Source organism: Pseudomonas sp. TMW22091 (genome assembly GCF_022496705.1).
Taxonomy (GTDB): Bacteria; Pseudomonadota; Gammaproteobacteria; order Pseudomonadales; family Pseudomonadaceae; genus Aquipseudomonas; species Aquipseudomonas saxonica.
Window position 1 is genome coordinate 730,709 of the sequence record NZ_SCFI01000001.1, and the last position, 16,779, is coordinate 747,487.

The 16,779-nt window shown below is 57.3% G+C and carries 12 protein-coding genes; 10 read left to right on the top strand and 2 right to left on the bottom strand.

Features of this window, described 5'->3' with window-relative positions:
• Positions 1-3 precede the first annotated feature (3 nt).
• The 9 genes from EQV93_RS03380 (at position 4) to EQV93_RS03420 (ending at position 11,638) form a co-directional block, all read left to right on the top strand.
• On the top strand, positions 4-999 hold the full coding sequence (locus EQV93_RS03380) for a hypothetical protein (protein WP_146384554.1): 996 nt from the start codon (positions 4-6) through the stop codon (positions 997-999).
• Positions 1,000-1,035: 36 nt separating this feature from the next.
• Entirely contained in the window at positions 1,036-4,038 is a 3,003-nt protein-coding gene (locus tag EQV93_RS03385; protein ID WP_240890877.1) for a citrate/2-methylcitrate synthase, read from the top strand.
• 78 nt (positions 4,039-4,116) lie between these two features.
• A complete protein-coding gene (locus EQV93_RS03390) occupies positions 4,117-4,779 on the top strand; it encodes a class I SAM-dependent methyltransferase (RefSeq protein WP_122782076.1) in 663 nt (220 codons plus the stop codon).
• 25 nt (positions 4,780-4,804) lie between these two features.
• Positions 4,805-5,866 carry a TauD/TfdA family dioxygenase gene (locus tag EQV93_RS03395; RefSeq protein WP_240890878.1) on the top strand — a complete coding sequence of 354 codons (1,062 nt, stop codon included), beginning with the start codon at positions 4,805-4,807 and terminating at the stop codon, positions 5,864-5,866.
• 2 nt (positions 5,867-5,868) lie between these two features.
• Complete coding sequence (locus tag EQV93_RS03400; protein ID WP_240890879.1) at positions 5,869-6,873, top strand: ATP-binding cassette domain-containing protein; 1,005 nt, start codon at positions 5,869-5,871, stop codon at positions 6,871-6,873.
• Entirely contained in the window at positions 6,866-7,954 is a 1,089-nt protein-coding gene (locus EQV93_RS03405; protein WP_240890880.1) for an ABC transporter permease, read from the top strand. Before EQV93_RS03400 ends, EQV93_RS03405 begins: the two co-directional genes overlap by 8 nt.
• A 47-nt stretch (positions 7,955-8,001) precedes the next feature.
• Positions 8,002-8,544, top strand: a complete 543-nt coding sequence (locus EQV93_RS03410; protein WP_240890881.1) for a permease — start codon at positions 8,002-8,004, stop codon at positions 8,542-8,544.
• The gene (locus EQV93_RS03415; RefSeq protein WP_240890882.1) at positions 8,541-9,980 is read left to right on the top strand and encodes an FAD-binding oxidoreductase; all 1,440 of its coding nucleotides are present in this window, start codon (positions 8,541-8,543) and stop codon (positions 9,978-9,980) included. The genes EQV93_RS03410 and EQV93_RS03415 overlap by 4 nt, the downstream gene beginning before the upstream one ends.
• 80 nt (positions 9,981-10,060) lie before the next feature.
• Positions 10,061-11,638 carry an aldehyde dehydrogenase (NADP(+)) gene (locus EQV93_RS03420; RefSeq protein WP_240890898.1) on the top strand — a complete coding sequence of 526 codons (1,578 nt, stop codon included), beginning with the start codon at positions 10,061-10,063 and terminating at the stop codon, positions 11,636-11,638.
• A 65-nt stretch (positions 11,639-11,703) separates the two neighbouring features.
• On the opposite strand, the gene EQV93_RS03425 is transcribed toward EQV93_RS03420, so the two are convergent.
• Positions 11,704-12,993, bottom strand: a complete 1,290-nt coding sequence (locus EQV93_RS03425) for a carbohydrate porin (protein WP_240890883.1) — start codon at positions 12,991-12,993, stop codon at positions 11,704-11,706.
• Positions 12,994-13,676: 683 nt separating this feature from the next.
• Between EQV93_RS03425 and EQV93_RS03430 the strand changes: the two genes are divergently transcribed.
• Positions 13,677-16,115 carry a membrane-bound PQQ-dependent dehydrogenase, glucose/quinate/shikimate family gene (locus EQV93_RS03430; RefSeq protein ID WP_240890899.1) on the top strand — a complete coding sequence of 813 codons (2,439 nt, stop codon included), beginning with the start codon at positions 13,677-13,679 and terminating at the stop codon, positions 16,113-16,115.
• 132 nt (positions 16,116-16,247) lie between these two features.
• Here EQV93_RS03430 and EQV93_RS03435 read toward each other — a convergent pair whose 3' ends face one another.
• The gene (locus tag EQV93_RS03435; protein WP_122782083.1) at positions 16,248-16,778 is read right to left on the bottom strand and encodes a single-stranded DNA-binding protein; all 531 of its coding nucleotides are present in this window, start codon (positions 16,776-16,778) and stop codon (positions 16,248-16,250) included.
• Between the last annotated feature and the right edge of the window lies 1 nt (position 16,779).

The window sequence follows — 16,779 nt, forward strand, 5'->3', positions numbered from 1 at the left end:
CTCATGCTTCGAATTCGCGCTATCGCTTCTCACGTTCCCGATACGACCCCGTTCCGAGCGGTACAAGCCCAGGAAAAAAACATCGGCTATGGCCATCTGTTGTACAAGACGGCTGTCTTTTCCATGCCTCGCGGCAAGGGCAGAATCGACGCCGAAGAGGAGCGTCGGCTGCTCCCTACGGCGAGCATCGCGTTGCCCGTAGCGCCCCCCTTGCAAAGCTGTGCCGACCTGGCACTGGAAGCGGTAGCGCTCTTGCGCCAACAGGTTGCGCCAGAAACGCTGGCACAAGTGACCCACATAGTGGTGACCAATACCGCCCTTAACCAACGCATTAACGAATCGGTCGCAGGCCGTATCCAGCATGCACTGGGTTTGCCCAAAGCGTTGCCTTTCGCCATCGGCCAGTCGGGCACTGCCGGGGTATTCAACGCACTGACCATGATCGAAGCGCTGGTCAGTCTCGGCGGCAAAGTGCTGTTGGTGGCGTCCGATAAGTGGCTTTACCCCTTCTTTCGCGCCTGGGGTGATCTGGTGGTGTATGGCGACGGCGCAGCCGCCATCTTGCTCGATGGCGAGGCTCAGACGCCGTCAGGCTGGGGGGCCATACGCGCCTCAGCGATGCACTATGGCTCGGCCATTGACAACCCCTGGAAACTGACGCCTGCCGCCCAGGCTGAACGCCTGCATCCGATGGCGGTAAGCGCAGCGCAAACGGCCATCGAACGTTCCGGCCTGAAAGCCAGCGATATCGATTGGGTGTTGCCGGCGGGATTCAGCGACAGCTTCACCCTCGGCGTCAGTCGCGAACTGGGCATTGCGCAAGAGCGACATTTCGAATTCGGTGCCCGACCTCACCACTCAAGCGCGGCCCCCTTGCTGTCGCTAATGCGCCTGCGTGCCACCCTCCCTCAGGGTAAAACGGCCACCGCCTTGCTATGGGATGCAGCGTTGTGCGGCACCGCTGGCGCCATTGTGGCCGAGATACAGGCTGGCGCCTGAATCAAGATTCAAACCGCTTATTAATCAGGAAAACCTATGTCTGCTTATAAAGTCAGCCTGCGTGAGCTTCGCTTTTTTTTGTGGGAACTGCATAAAACCGACCAGCAGTTTCTCGCACGGGCACCGTTCAACGACAAGAGTCGTGCCTACTACGATGCCTTGCTGGAGCGCGCCAGGGCGTTCGCTTATGAGTTAGGCAACGCCTATCAAGCCTCCGACCGACAGGAATGCCGCTTGCTGGAAAACGGCACAGTCGAAATCCCCAAGGAATTCCACGGGCTTTGGCAACGCTATAAGGCTGAGTGGATTCAGGTGCTGGGCAACGACAGCGAATCGCAGCAACCCTCCATGCCACCCCTGATCCGGCAAACCATTCAGGAAATGTTCATGGGTGCCAACCCGGCGTTCATGACCTACGGCGGCTTCAATTTTCCGGCCATCAAACTATTGAAGCTGCACGGTAGCGCAGCGCAAAAGGCAACGTACTTGCGCAAGCTTCAGCACTACGATTGGGACGCGTGTTTCTGCGCCACCGAGCAGCAGGCGGGCAGCGATCTGACCGCTGTCACCACCCTCGCAAAGCCTCTTGAAAACGGCGAATACGCCGTCAGCGGCGAAAAAGTCTACATCTCGGCGGGCATGCATTCGCTGACTGAAAACACCGTTTATTTTGTCTTGGGCCGCATCAATACCACGACCTCGACCTCCTACTCCCTGTCCTGCCTGCTAGTGCCGCGTTTCTGGCCCAACCCGGTGACCGGTGAGTTGGAAGACAACCACGTCGAGTGCACGTCATTGCTGCGCAAAATGGGATTGAAGGGCTGCGCCAATACCCACCTGGTGTTTGGTCGAAGCGGCACTACCCGCGCTGTGCTGCTGGGCGACCGCAAGAATGCCGGCTTGCTGCAACTGGTGCCCTTGATGAATCAGGCGCGTATGAGCACGGCGATTATCGGCCTGGGTCTGGCTTCCAGCGCCTATCTGCATTCAGTGGATTTCGCCGGTAAACGGATCCAGGGCCGCGCCATCAGTCGAACGTCCGATGCCAGCGCTCCCCCTCAGGCCATCATCGAACACGCTGATGTACAGCGCATGCTGCTGGAAATGAAGGCTCGGGTAGAGGGCTGCCGTGGGCTGCTCGGCAAATTGACCGGCGCCTCGACCCAGGCGTTTGCCCTGGAAGCCGAGGCGGTACTGGACGAAGCCCAAGTCGAGAAATACCGCAAGCTGGTGCTGTTGTTCACCCCGGTGTGCAAGGCTTTTGTCTCGGACCAAGCCTGGAAAATCTGCGAACTGGCGATACAAGTGCATGGCGGCATCGGCTACACCGATGCTTACCCTGTCGAGCAAAATGCGCGCGACGTAAAAATCCTGTCGATCTGGGAAGGCACTAACTACATCCAGTCTCAGGACTTGGTGCGCGACAAGCTGGGATTTGGCAGGAACTCACGCCTGATCAAGTTTCTGCGTGAAGAACTGGATGCCTTTTTGAGCAGCAAAATGGCTGTCAGTGCTGAACTGCACGACACATTCCCGGCACTGGAAAACGCCATGCTCGCCGTTGAGCAGGCGCTTTCACGTATCAATGAGCACGTGCGTGCAGGCCGCACCCACGAAACCAGCCAGTTCTATACCCGCTTTCTGGAAATGATCGGCCTCACCGCCAGCGCCTGGGTGCTGCTTGAATCGGCCTGCCTGGCAGAGCGTCAGTTGCTCCAGCCACAGAGTGCCGAAGAAGCCGCTTTTTACCGTGGCAAGGTCAAAACCGCGCACTATTTTTTCGCCAACATCCTGCCGACGGTTACGCAACACGCCCACACCCTGGAAAACCTGCTGGTCGCTCACTGCAGCATTGGGCTTGATGAGTTGGTACAGACAGACACTCCGACACCTGCATCGCCGCAGAGCCTGTTTGGCGGACCGCGCACGCTGTATCGCGGCACTAATATCGACGGTGCCACGATTGAGCCAAATGAAGGCCTGTGGGTCAGGGGTCGCAACCTCAATGACCTGATCGGCATCGTCGACTTCCCCACTGCACTATGGCTGGCGTGGTTTGGCAGCATGCCGTCCACTGCACAGAGCCAGGCCGTTGATGCCGTGCTGGTGCACATTGCCGACCACCTGTCGCAAGCCCCCGCCTATCGGCGTGGTATCGAAGCCGTCGCCGACAGCGGTGCAGGCATCGTTCAAGCCGCAGCCTGCGGCCTGCTCGGCGATCTGGCAGCGCTGGAAACTATCGCCCTGAGCGAAGCGACCGCGCGCGGTTTGCCCACGCATCAGGATTTCATCCTGGGCCTAATCAGCGTTGCCTCAACCCCGCACTTCCTGCACGCGGCGCTCGGGTATGCAGCCCCCGGCGCACCATCAACCCAGCACGCCGAGGCCGTGTTGACTGCAATGGGTGCGCCCCATATCGATCCAGTATCCATTCGTGTCGTCGACGCCTTGCTGGTGGCCTGGCACGCCGGTTTCGGCTACATCACGCCGACGGTGCTGGTTCCCCGTACCGCCATCGGCACCGGCGTCACCCTTGCGCAGGCCGTGGCGGCCGGTTTCATGGCCAGCGGACCGAAACATGTCGGCGCAGCAGAAGAGGCAATGACCTGGCTCATGACCATCCGTGCACAAGACAGCCATGCGGACATACGGCAAGCGGTCGACCACGCGCTGGATCAACCGGGCAACTTGCTATTCGGCTTCGGCCATCCGCTGTTTGTGCAGGATCCACGGCCGCCGCATATCAGTGACCTGTTTGCCAAATGGGGCTTCGGGGGGCGCTACCTGGAGATCTTCGACGTCGTCTGTGCCCACGTCCTGGAACGTAAGGGCTTACGTCCGAATATAGATTTCATCACCGCCGCGGCCCTGCTCGATCTCGGCGTGACGCAGGCCCGCTGGAGTGTTGGCCTGGGGCTCTGTGGCCGGGTGGCTGCCATGGTCGCGCATGCCATCGAGCGGCGTGATCGCCCTGCTTTCGGTGTGAACAGCAAAGCCGCGCGCAAGTTGTTGGCCACCGTGCCAGTGGGTTGGCTGTAGGACAAGACACGAGCAAGCCGCACCTGATATTCAAACGCTGAATCTTCTTCCAACGCCATCCACGACGAGAACGTTTACATGTTATTGAAAAATCTACGACCTGCCGACGAGTACGACCGCTTTGCCTCGCAAGCACTGGAACCCTGGGATGTGTTGTTCGTCACCCGCATCCGCCAGATTGCCCGCGACTTGCAGCCCGGCGCTCTGGTCGATATCGGCACCGCCACCGTCGTGGTCCCGGTGCGCCTGGCGGCTGACCCCGTATTAAAGGGCTGGCATTTCATCGGCCTCGATCTGGACGAAACCATGCTCGAAGGTGGCCGACCGCGCATCGAAGCCTTGGGCCTGAGCGATGCCATCGAACTCAAGGTGGGCGACGCCCTGGACCTGCCCTTCGCGGACAACAGTCTGACAATGGCTGTCAGCCGCGCCACCTTGCATCACTTGCCGGACAAGGTGAAAAGCCTGACGGAGATGTATCGCGTACTGCAGCCGGGCGGAGTTGGCCTGGTGCACGACATGCGCCGCGACGTCGCCCCCGACTTGCTGGAGAAATTCACTCAAATGCGCGCTTCAGTGGGTTATCCACCGACCCATGTTGAAGAAAAAGTCACCCTCGAAGAAGCGCGCGCGCTGGTCGTCGAGGCCGGTCTGGACCACTGCACGGTAGTGACCAGCCCCAGCTCCGGCATGGGTGCGCTGGGTTTCGAAATCCTCATTAAAAAGCCTGTGTTGGCTTGATATGCAACTCGCCGGGGGAAAGGCTATGGACCAACGTACAGATCGGGTTGAGCACTTTCAGGAAATGCTGGGCAGCTCGCAGGTACAGTGTGGTTTTCTGTCACCTGAGCGCATGCCGCTCGTCATTACGCCTGTAGACAGCACGCTAAGCGGTGACCGCGAGGTTTTTGCGACGTGGTATCGCCACCATCAGGCGGTCTTCGACAGCATGCTGCTGGAATTCGGTTGCCTGTTGTTCCGTGGCTTTCCACTGCGCGAAAACGCGGACTTCCAGGCTATTGCGCAGAACTATCCTGAGCATGCGTTCGGTTATATCGGCGGCGCCACGCCACGCAAGAACATCGAGGGCAGAGTCTACGAATCGACTCGCATCCCGGCCACCCTGAAAATCGGTCTGCATCAGGAAAAGGCCTACATGGCGCACTACCCACAGAAATTGGCCTTCTTTTGCAAACAGCCCTCCGTAGAAGGCGGCGAAACCATCCTGTGCGACATGCGAGCCGTCACCCGTCGCCTGCCGTCGCACTTGATCGAACGCTTCAGCGCTGCGCGCATCCAGTACTTGCGCAACTTCCGTGCACCCAGCACGCCCGAGAATGAACCGCGCAACACCCACATGCGCGAATACCACCGGCCCTGGGATGAAGCGTTCCTGACCGATGATCCGCAGCGGGTGGAACAGCTGTGCCGCGATACTGACCTCGATTACCAGTGGCTCGAAGATGGCAGCATCACGGTGTCGCATACCGGTGACGCCGTTTTAAAACATCCGCTGACGGGCGAACCTATCTGGTTCAATCAACTGTCGACCCAACATAACAACACCCGCTCCCTCGGCAAGCCGGGTTACGCCTACATCCAGCACGCCTATCAGGACAAACCGGCACGCCCGTACGATGTGCGACTCGGCGATGGTACGCCGATCTCTGAGGCTGAAATCGCGCCTATTTACGACGCATTGGAGGCGCAGGAGATCGCCTTTCCCTGGCACAGCGGTGACCTGCTGTTGATCGATAACATTGCCGTCGCCCATGGCCGCAATCCCTTCAAAGGCAAACGCGATGTCCAAGTCGCGTTGTTCGATTGAACATGAACAGTCAATGCCTGATGACGGACGACAAACCCGGGCTGTCCGAAAATGCCCTGCATCCTGAGAGGCAGCACGCACGCACGCGCATTGATGAACCCTATGCGGCGGCGGCCAAACTTATCCAGGTCAGCGCCGGCAGTTTCCGCTTCGAGGTCCGCGATCTGTATTTCGAACGCGGTCGCCATACCGCCATCATCGGCCCCAATGGGGCCGGCAAGAGCACCCTGATCGAAGCCTTGCTCGGGTTCCGGCAGGCGCATCTGGAAGGCGCTCAGATTCTGGGGGTTCCAGCGGCGCGTTTTCTGCAAAGCACCCGGCACCGCAAGCGACTGGGGGTGCAACTGCAGCGGGTCGAATATGAAGACTCGTCCAATGTCAGAGAGATTCTCGATTTGCATCTGGCCCTGTACGGCAAGCAAGACCCACAGGTGGCGCAGGCACTGGATATCGAAGCGCTGCGCACACTCCCCTATCGGGCACTGTCACGTGGCCAGAAGCAGCGGCTCGATTTGTTCGTGGCGCTGGCTCACCATCCGGAAATTGCAATCCTTGACGAACCCTTTACCGGGCTTGACCGGGCGTATATCGAACGCGTCGCACACCTGCTGCGGTACGAGCTGGCTGACCTGACCATCATTATGATTTGCCACTCGGTTGAGGAACTGGATACCGCAAGCGATGTGGTGTGGGTGTGCAACGGCGGGGTTGAGTATCGGGGCGATAAAGAAGCATTGAAGAACCGCCTGGTTGGCGCCTTCCATGCCTATTTGCAGCTGGACGACCGTGATCAGATCAACGCCATCTATCACCAGTTGGAACGCGAAGGCGCCACGCTGCGGCTGTCGAGGCCTTCAAGCAATGAAATCAGCGTCTATGGCACCCAGGAACTGGACCGGTCGATACGCACCCTGATCGGTCATGTCGCGTTCCAGCACTTTGAGTTCGGCCCCACCCACTACCGCGATATGTTGCACCTCTGCGCCCAGGGGGAACAGCATGTTTAGCATACTGGCGATATTGACGCGCAACGAGCTGCTGGGGTTTTTTCGCAGCAAATCGGCGTTGTTCTGGGCGCTGGCCTTTCCCATTCTGCTGCTGACCGTGATGCTGATGGCTTTCGGTCATCCTGGCTCACTCGGCACGGTCAATGTCCAGTTTGTGGGCGCTGACCAGGCCAGCTCGGATACCAGCTGCCAGTTGGCGATTGAGCAGGCATTTGCGGGAGGAGATCCAGTAAAGGCCAGTTTTTCAACCGTCAGCAGCACGGCTGCCCCCGCAGCAGACACGGTACGCATCGTATTTGCGGCAGGCGCCGAACCGCTGCAGGTGCACTATGACTTCAAGGGTCAGCTCGCGGTACGCGCCGCCGCGCGCGTGATCGAGATCGCCGCGGTCAGGTGTTCGGCGGCCAAGCGCGGGATTGTGTCGACAGACCTGGTGCGTTTCGAAGATACGGCCTCCGGCGCCAAGCCCTTCGACTACGGTCAGTTTTTCACAACCGGCATTTTGGTCATCTGTTTGATGTCACTGGGCATCATGTCCACCGCCTTATCGATTGCAAGCTTGCGTGAGCACAATGCACTCAAGATCTACGCCTGCTTTCCCGTGCCGAAGCTGGTGTTTCTGGCCTCGATCCTCCTGTCTCGGGTCGTCATGATGCTGATTTCGGTGGGCACCTTGCTGTTGGTGGCGCGTTATGGATACGGCATCGACATCTCGCTGTGGAGTTCGCAAACCTTGCGTGCGTTGCCGGTCATTCTGCTGGGCGGCGCCATGTTGCTGTGCCTCGGCACCCTGCTGGCCAGCCGAACCTCCTCGGTAAAAGAAACCGAATTGCTTTGCCATCTGATCCATTACCCGGCCCTGTTCTTCGGCAACCTGACCATCCCGTTGAACGATGCGCCCGCCTGGATCAAAAACATTCTCTCGGTGATTCCGATCAACCAGTTTGTCTCGGTACTGCGTCAAGTGATGCTCGAAGGTGCTTCGTTGCCTTCGCTGTGGCTGCCCTTGTTGACCATGGCAGGCTGGACCGCATTGTTTCTCACCGCAGCAACCTTAATGTTCCGCTGGCACAAGAGTTAAGCCCGGGACTCAGGCATTTCATTGCACCTCTATTCAAGGAAACCAGCATGTCTGTCAGCCAGTTAGGCCGTGCCTATTTGTCGAATGCCAGTGCATTCATTCCGGTGATCGTGTTCCTGTTATATGGCCGTTTCGGCCCAGGTGAAGCAGGCGTGCGCTGGGAGACCGCGTATGTGGTCAGCGGTGTTATCAGCATTGCGCATATGTTCTGGCTGTTCAAATACCGCCCTGGCCATTGGATCGCACTGAGCGTCGACCTGTATCTGATGATTGGCGCCCTGTTGGCCTCGGTCTCTACCGCTGCGTTGCAAGTGTGGGGGCAGGAGCTTGGAGCAGCGCCCGTGCTGGCTTGTGTATTCGTGATTGGCATAGCTGCCACCCGGCTTTCTCCACTCGGTTTCATCGGCGAAACCTGCAGCGATCATGGGTTGGTCCGAAAACTCTCTGTGATGCTGCTGATTGGCGCTGCAATCGCAGTCGCGGTGTCGCTGACGTTTCGCCATAACACGTTGCTGGGAGGCGTATTACCCATCGTCGCACTGGTGCTGGTACGCAGCCAGTTGCTCAAACGCATGGTTGCGACGCAATGAGCGATCTGGAACATACCGAGGACAGACAAGCCTCGGGACTCGACGCGTTCCTGGCCGAAGTCGCCGAAGTGTTGGGGCAGGCGTCACTGCTGACCGGAGCGGCCTGTGCCCCCTATGAAATCGACGTTGCTCATTGCCGTGGCAAAGCGGCGGCGGTCGTCATCCCGCGCGATACCCACGCGGTCAGCGCGCTGATGCGCATCGCTGTGCGCCATCGCATACGGCTGATCGCCCAAGGCAACCGCAGCGGATTGGTGGGCGGTGCCATCACCGACAACTCCGGCAAGCAAGTGATCGTTTCCCTTTCGCGCCTGCGCCGAGTGCGCGAGATTGATCCCTTGAACCGCACGGTCATTGTCGAAGCCGGCGCACTCTTGTCAGAACTCAATCGCACACTGGAAACCCACTCGCTGTATTTTCCTGTCGATATCGGCAGCGATCCGGCGATAGGCGGATTAATCGGCGCCAATGCCGGCGGCAGCCGCTTGCTCAAGCATGGCGACGTGCGTCATAACCTGCTCGGTATCGAGGCGGTTCTGGCCGATGGTGACGGCACCGTGGTGCAGCTGCTGGCACCGCTGCGCAAGAACAATACCGGGCTTGACCTCAAGCAATTGTTTGTCGGCACCGGTGGCGCCTTCGGGATCATTACGGCGGCGACGCTGGAACTCCAGCGCATCGACCAGTCGACGCAGAGCATGTTTGTAGCCTTGCCTGACCATGCGGCAGCGCTTGAGGTGCTGCATGCCTTCGAGCTTCATTTTGGCGATCTACTGGGCGCTTTCGAAGTGATATCCGACGCGGCTCTGGCCATTACCTTGCGCAACTTCCCCACGCTGCGCCACCCGTTCGGCCAATCGTCGGCAGGTTGTTATGCCCTGATAGAGATCGCCAGCAGCATGCCTGGCTTGCACACGATTTTTGGGCAACGAACGGAACAGGTGTTGGAACAGCTCTATGAAAGCGACCGGATTCTCGACGCAGTCTTGGGCAATACCAGCAGCTTTTGGCCGCTGCGAGACAACCTGCCGCTGGCCATCGCCAAGGAAGGTCTCCCGCTCTCGTTCGACGTGGCATTTTCGCGCTCGCGATTGGTCGCTTTCCGCGATCAAGCTGCACAGTGGTTACAGCACGAACATCCACTGCTACAGCTTTACGATTTCGGCCATTTTGCCGACGGCGGCTGCCATTTGATTGTGCTAATCCCGCACGCCTGTATCGCCCAGTACGGCATCGCCAAGGTGGTCGCTTTGCGTAGCGGCCTCTACAAGCTGGTGTCGGAAAACGGCGGCTGCTTCAGTGCAGAGCATGGCGTCGGGCCCGTGAATGCCGCTTATTACAGTAAGTACACGGCCCCTGAGGTGCAGGAAATCAGCAGGGCAATGCAGCATTTGATGGACCCGCAGGCTGTGTTGGGCCGCTACCGCTACACATAGCGCCAAAGAAATCTGGAACCCCTGCACCGATCAATTCAAGCCATACGTGTCTGACGATGGCACAGCACGCTATAGGAAATATGATGATTACCGGCAATATGCTTATCGGTCAGTCGGCAGTGCGTGGCGACAAAGGATCACTGTCTGCAATCAATCCTGCCACCCATGAAACGCTGGCCCCCAACTTCGGCGTGGGCGGTATCGCTGACATTGAGCAGGCCTGCACGCTGGCGCAGCAGGCCTTTGATCGCTACCGCGAAACCACCGCAGAGCAGCGTGCTCAATTCCTCGAAGCGATCGCCACGGGCATCCTGGCGCTAGGGATCACGCTGATCGAGCGCGCGTCCCTGGAGTCTGGCTTGCCTGCCGCGCGCCTGATCATCGAACGGGGCCGTACCGTGAGCCAGTTACGGCTATTTGCAACGGTTGTGCGCAATGGCCAATACCTCGGCGCCACCCTGGACAGCGCTTTACCGACGCGCATCCCTTCTCGCTCCGATCTGAGGTTGCGCAAGATCGCACTCGGTCCGGTTGCTGTATTTGGTGCAAGCAATTTTCCCCTGGCGTTTTCGGTTGCCGGCGGCGATAGCGTCGCAGCGTTGGCCGCTGGCTGCCCGATAGTGGTCAAGGCGCATGAAGCTCATCCAGGTACGTCTGAACTGGTAGGCCGGGTGATTCAGCAGGCGGTTGCTGCCCACCATTTGCCAGAGGGCGTGTTTTCCCTGCTCATAGGCGACAGTAATCTGTTCGGCCAGACTCTGGTCAGCCATCCCGCAATCAAGGCCGTCGCCTTCACGGGATCGCGACAAGGCGGCTTGGCGCTGATGCGTACAGCGGCGCAACGCAGCGAGCCGATTCCGGTATACGCCGAAATGAGCTGCATCAATCCCATGTTCCTGTTGCCCCATGCACTGTCAATGCGCGCCAGCGAAATCGGCCGTGCATATGTGGAAGCCCTGACAATGAGTGCCGGGCAATTGTGTACTAATCCCGGATTGGTGATTGGCCTGGAAGGTCAGCCTCTGACCGAGTTTTGCAACACCGCCCAGGAAGCCCTGTGCAAAAAGGCCGCGGCAACCCTGCTGACGCCAGGCATTCATCATGCCTACCTCACCGGTATCGAGGAGACGGGCAATATCAACGGTGTGACGACGCTGGCGCAAGGTTGCACTGCCCAAAAGCCATGTGCAGCACAAGCCACAGTGTTCGTAACGGATGCAGCCACCTTTCTGACGACAGAACGACTGGGCGACGAAATATTCGGGCCCAGCTCGCTGATAGTCGCCTGTAAGAATGAAGATGAAATGCTGGCTGTCGCCGAGCACCTGTCAGGACAGCTGACAGCGACATTGCAACTGGATGACGCTGATCTTGCGCTGGCCAGAAAACTGCTGCCCATCCTTGAGCGCAAGGCGGGCCGCATTTTAGTGAACGGTTTTGCGAACAACGTCGAGGTTTCTCACGCGATGGTGCATGGCGGCCCGTTCCCGGCCAGTTCGGACAGTCGCAGTAGCGCCGTGGGCGCCAGTGCTATCGACAGATTCTTGAGACCGGTGTGTTATCAGGACCTGCCTGCGGCCTTGATGCCGACTGCGCTACAAGATGGCAATCCGCTAGAACTCTGGCGGACGGTCAATGGCCGATGTGTGCTGGCATGAGTCGCGCAGATCGCTTCATGGCCTGCCCTTTCAGGTTCGCAACACACAAAGCGCCAGCCCGTCGGTTAAAAAGTCGCTTTGATCTGTAGCCCTACAGCCAATGCGTTTCCTCTTTTTTTGCCGAAGAACGCGCCCGGTTCGATGTAGTACTGCATGTCCGGTCGCACCAGCAGCCAGGGCGTGACTTGCGCGCCATAGTTGAGTTCAAGCATCTGTTCGCCGTTGTCGAGGCTGGCGATCATGTCTGACTCACCAAAATTGATTGCAGCCGCTTCTTGCTCATCGCGCGTGCGCGGATTGATCACGGCGCGGCCATAACCAAAGGCGATAGTATCTTTGGGACGGTTTGCAAAGGGTTTTTGCTTGACCAGACCCACCGAATACCAACGACGCATCGGTGAAGTCGCAGCGTTACTGGTGGCCGCTTGCCCGAAAAGGCGCAATACGCTTTCAGGGTCTTGCTCGTCCTTCCAGATGGCCTGATCAAACAACACGTAAGCCCCGGTACGGTTGCTGCTCTTTTCTGTGCTGCCAATTTTCTGGTAATTGGAGGTGTCGTAATACCAACCGACTTTGTACTGACCATCCAGAAAGGCATGATTATTAAAAATCGCCTCCAGTGGCAAAATAGCCCCGGTGGTGTCGTTGCTGGGCATGGAAAACGCTTCAGAAGGGCGTGCGTTGTGCTCCGGGTTGACTTGGAACACAGCGGTTTGCAGCGTTAGCGACGGGTTAACGTCGTAACGCAGTTCTCCCCCCCAGTGTGCCGTCGGATAGTTACCCCAGCCACTGCCGCTGGACATGGTTAACGGGTGTGCACAAAAACCGGCGCTCACAAAGTTGGTCAAGATGGGCATCCCCCCAAATTCGGTGCCCATGACCATATATCCGACCTTGGCAGACAGGTCTTTGGAAAACAGATTGCGTTGATAGCTGAACTCGGTCAGCCGGGTGTATTCACCCCCATAGTTTTCCTGAGCTGACAAGCGGTTACCGAGCAAATCTTCCGTGGCGCTGTGGCCACGACGGTCATTGATAATGATCTGCACCACGCCAGCATCCGGAGTGTCGAGTAACTTGCTCAGATCAAACTGCGCGCCAATGCGTATTTGTTGCGCATAGCGAGTGCCGCGCTTTATCCCGCCGTGCAGGTTCGAAATCGTCTCAGAGCTGTATTCACCCGTCAGCTTAATCCCCTTGTCGACCAGCTTCTGTCGCTCCCCTCCCCAATCGCCGGTGAGTGTTGAGCGACTCATCAAGTCCGTAGAATCCGCCAACGCTGGAGCAGGGGCCAACATACAGAACGACAAACCGCTGCACAGGCTGGTAGTCAGCGCGCGGAAAGAAAAAAACATTCGAAAGGTGCTCCGTTGAAAAAACGCAGATGATCAAGGCTCTTTGCAAGTCGCCTTATACTGCTTGCGTCAGGGTGTAAGGACAGGATTGGATAGCGTCGCTTGAAGTTAGTAGCAACGCTTAAGTGTAAGCATTAGCTTTTTGGGAATAAATCCAACTCTGCAAGAAACATTGTTGGTGCGTTCGTAACAATTCACCTTAATGCCAGCTCTTGAACTAACAGGCACGAACCTGAACCGCTGACTCGCCAGATTTGCTCATCGCGTCAATAGCTCACTGCTCGTTGGCCACCCAGCACCGATGACGCTCGGCATATATTGAGTTGCTCACGGCTACTGGATTGTTACTGTTTCATCAATATTGTTTTCCAATGCGCTGGATTTATCCGAGACATCATCCGATTAAAATAAGCCTGCTTGCACAAACAAAGTCACAAAACCCAACCCTATAGAGCTCTGACGCTCCGCTCCAGGTTTCGTAGAACCTTCAGTCCTTTGCGTGCAACTGCGCGTTCAGCAACCGACTCACCGGGCAACGGCCTGGTTTTTCAGCGCTTTAACGCCTGAATGACGAGGCTCCAGAGGATTTACGCCCAACCAGTTACGACCGAATCGATCATTCGGCCGGGCTGTTCGCACCGACAACGAACAGTTTTGTATTCACCCATAGAGCATTCATGAAAATGACGGATGACAATCAATCACCCACTAAAAGACGGGCAATAAGCTCGCTCGCGAGAGTAATATTTTCTCTCTTCGTTTTTGCTGTTGCACTGACATTGATATACGGCGGGGTCAAGTTATTGGCTCTGGACGGATCAAGTTATTATCTAATAGCCGGGTTGGCTTATTTGGTACTAACCCCGTTATTGCTATGGCGTAAACGTTTCAGCATTATATTTTCGGCACTTATATTCCTTGCTACATGCGTCTGGGCATTTTATGAGGTAGGCCAGTTCAGTTATTGGGAACTGCTGCCACGCCTTGTCGTTCCAGCCATTATCCTGACACTTAGTTTGTGGGTGGGCGCGACGTTCCCGGGTACATCCCTGACGACTCAGCGCGTGGCTAACCGGTTTGGCTTTGCGGTATTTGCCGCATTGATCGCCACCTTTATTGCTGCGTTTTACCCTCACGGTGCGATTTCAAATCCTGTGGTCGCGTCGAAGGCATCCGTGCCGAAGGAACCTACTGCCGATACGCCTGAAAATTGGGAATACTATGGTCGCAGCGCATCGGGTACCCGGTTTGCGCCTTACACGCAGATCACCCCAGAAAACGTCAAGGACCTTCAGGTCGCCTGGACATACAGAACAGGGCGCAGAACGACCGGGGCTGGTGCGGGCGTAGACGAAAATACGCCGTTGCAGATTGGCAACGTGCTGTATTCATGCACACCGGAGAATCTGATCACCGCACTGAATGGTGATACTGGGGCTCCTCTCTGGAAGTTCGACCCTAAAGCCAAAACCGAAGAACACGTCACCTGCCGCGGCGTGGGTTATTACGACATCGATAAAGACGACAGCCTGAGTGCTGAGGTTAAGGCTTCGCACGACAACGACCAACAATGCCGTCAGCGCATTCTGGTGTCGTCGGTAGATGCCCGTCTGTTTGCGCTTGACGCGCACACCGGTGCCCTGTGTTCGAGCTTTGGTGAGAACGGTTATGTCGATCTGAAGAAAGGCATGGGCCCGACCGAGAAGAGCAAACGCTATCACCCAACCTCTCTGCCGGTTGTGATGGGTCATCTGACCGTGGTCGGCGGCTGGGTGCGTGACATTGTAGCGGGCGAGCCTTCAGGGGCCGTGCGTGCCTTTGACGTGCTGACCGGTGATTTGGCCTGGGCATGGGACATTGGCGCACCTGAGGGTAAGGACGCTACTGCCGACGATCACCAGTTCACGCTGGAAACGCCTAACGTATGGACTATTCCTACTTACGATAAAGAGTTGAACCTGGTCTACCTGCCAACAGGCAATGGCCCTCCGGACTACTGGGGCGGTGATCGCAACGCGGCCAAAGAAAAATATGGCTCGGCGGTTGTAGCTGTGGATGCATCGACCGGTAAAGCCAAGTGGGTTTACCAGATCGTTCACCACGATGTGTGGGATTACGACCTGCCTTCTCAGCCAGTCATGTATGACTGGAAGAACGCTGACGGCGAGAAAACGCCGGTTTTGATCCAGACCAGCAAAACAGGCAACATTTTTGTTCTGGACCGTCGTACAGGCAAACCTGTTACCGAAGTTGAAGAACGTCCGGTTCCAACCTCACCTGCCGCTGAAGGCGAGCACCTGTCACCGACTCAACCGTTTTCTGTCGGAATGCCAACTATTGGTGTTGAGCCACTGACTGAGAAGTCCATGTGGGGCGTGACGACTTTCGATCAACTGTACTGCCGGATCATGTTCAAGGACTCCGTTTACGTGGGCCCGTTTACACCTCCGTCCGAGAAACCGTACATCGAATGGCCAGGCTTGTTGGGCGGCATGAACTGGGGGGGCATCTCCATCGACGAAAATACAGGCATGATGTTTGTTAACGACATGCGTGTGCCCCTGCGGATGTCGCTGGTGACGAAGGAAGACACCAGCAAGTTCAAAGTATCGACTGACGAAGTGCCCGGTTTCATGGGAACCATTCGTCCACAAGTCGCCGGTATCTATGGCGGCGTGAGAATCGACATTCTGCAATCCCCACTGGGCGTGCCGTGCAATACACCTCCGTTCGGCAGCATGAGTGCGATTGATCTCAATACTCAGAAACTGGTGTGGCAAGTGCCTATGGGCACCGTCCAAGATACCGGCCCTATGGGAATTAAAACCCACATGCCGATACCGCTGGGCATGCCAACACTGGGTGGTCCAACCTCAACAGCCTCGGGCCTGGTGTTCTTTGCAGGGACTCAAGACTACTACCTGCGTGCACTCGACTCGGCAACCGGTAAAGAAGTGTGGAAAGCACGCTTGCCTGTCGGCGCAGTCGCCGCACCGCTGATCTACAAATCACCGGTTACCGGCAAACAATACGTGGTGATCTCTGCAGGGGGCATGAGCCACTCCCCTGACGTAGGTGATTACATCATTGCGTATGCATTACCGGACAGCGCTGAAAAATAAACGGCTGGTTGCGTTTATGTAAAAAATAATCCCCGTTTACGGGGATTATTTTTGAGGCAAACAAAAAGCCCCAAGAGCAGAACTCTTGGGGCTTTTTAGGTAACGCTGAAGCTGTTAAGCCTAAGGCAAGACCTAGAACGGAATATCGTCATCGAAGCTGTCGAAATCCGGAGCAGGCTGTGGAGCCTGTTGTTGCGGCGCTTGACGTTGTTGCTGCGGTTGCTGCTGCGGTGCAGGGCGTTGAGCCTGCTGACGCGGAGCGGACTGCTGTGGCTGCTGGTAGTTGTTACCGCCGCCCTGGTTCTGTTGGTCGCCTTGTGGACGGCCACCCAGCAGTTGCATGGTGCCTTGCATGTCGACCACGATTTCAGTGGTGTAACGCTTGATACCGTCTTTTTCCCACTCACGGGTTTGCAGCTTGCCTTCGATGTACACCTGCGAACCCTTGCGCAGGTATTCGCCAGCAATTTCGGCGACTTTGCCGAACATCGATACACGGTGCCACTCAGTCTTTTCGACTTTCTGGCCGGTTTGCTTGTCAGTCCACTGTTCGCTGGTTGCCAGACTCAGGTTGGTCACGGCATTACCGTTAGGCAAGTAGCGAACTTCGGGATCCTGGCCGCATGTGCCGACCAATATAACTTTGTTAACCCCACGGGCCATA

Coding starts and splice junctions, on each gene's coding strand:
- EQV93_RS03395 (WP_240890878.1), top strand. CDS start 4,805: ATGGACCAACGTACAGATCGGGTTGAGCACTTTCAGGAAATGCTGGGC.
- EQV93_RS03400 (WP_240890879.1), top strand. CDS start 5,869: ATGAACAGTCAATGCCTGATGACGGACGACAAACCCGGGCTGTCCGAA.
- EQV93_RS03435 (WP_122782083.1), bottom strand. CDS start 16,778: ATGGCCCGTGGGGTTAACAAAGTTATATTGGTCGGCACATGCGGCCAG.
- EQV93_RS03380 (WP_146384554.1), top strand. CDS start 4: ATGCTTCGAATTCGCGCTATCGCTTCTCACGTTCCCGATACGACCCCG.
- EQV93_RS03425 (WP_240890883.1), bottom strand. CDS start 12,993: ATGTTTTTTTCTTTCCGCGCGCTGACTACCAGCCTGTGCAGCGGTTTG.
- EQV93_RS03385 (WP_240890877.1), top strand. CDS start 1,036: ATGTCTGCTTATAAAGTCAGCCTGCGTGAGCTTCGCTTTTTTTTGTGG.
- EQV93_RS03415 (WP_240890882.1), top strand. CDS start 8,541: ATGAGCGATCTGGAACATACCGAGGACAGACAAGCCTCGGGACTCGAC.
- EQV93_RS03405 (WP_240890880.1), top strand. CDS start 6,866: ATGTTTAGCATACTGGCGATATTGACGCGCAACGAGCTGCTGGGGTTT.
- EQV93_RS03430 (WP_240890899.1), top strand. CDS start 13,677: ATGACGGATGACAATCAATCACCCACTAAAAGACGGGCAATAAGCTCG.
- EQV93_RS03390 (WP_122782076.1), top strand. CDS start 4,117: ATGTTATTGAAAAATCTACGACCTGCCGACGAGTACGACCGCTTTGCC.
- EQV93_RS03410 (WP_240890881.1), top strand. CDS start 8,002: ATGTCTGTCAGCCAGTTAGGCCGTGCCTATTTGTCGAATGCCAGTGCA.
- EQV93_RS03420 (WP_240890898.1), top strand. CDS start 10,061: ATGATGATTACCGGCAATATGCTTATCGGTCAGTCGGCAGTGCGTGGC.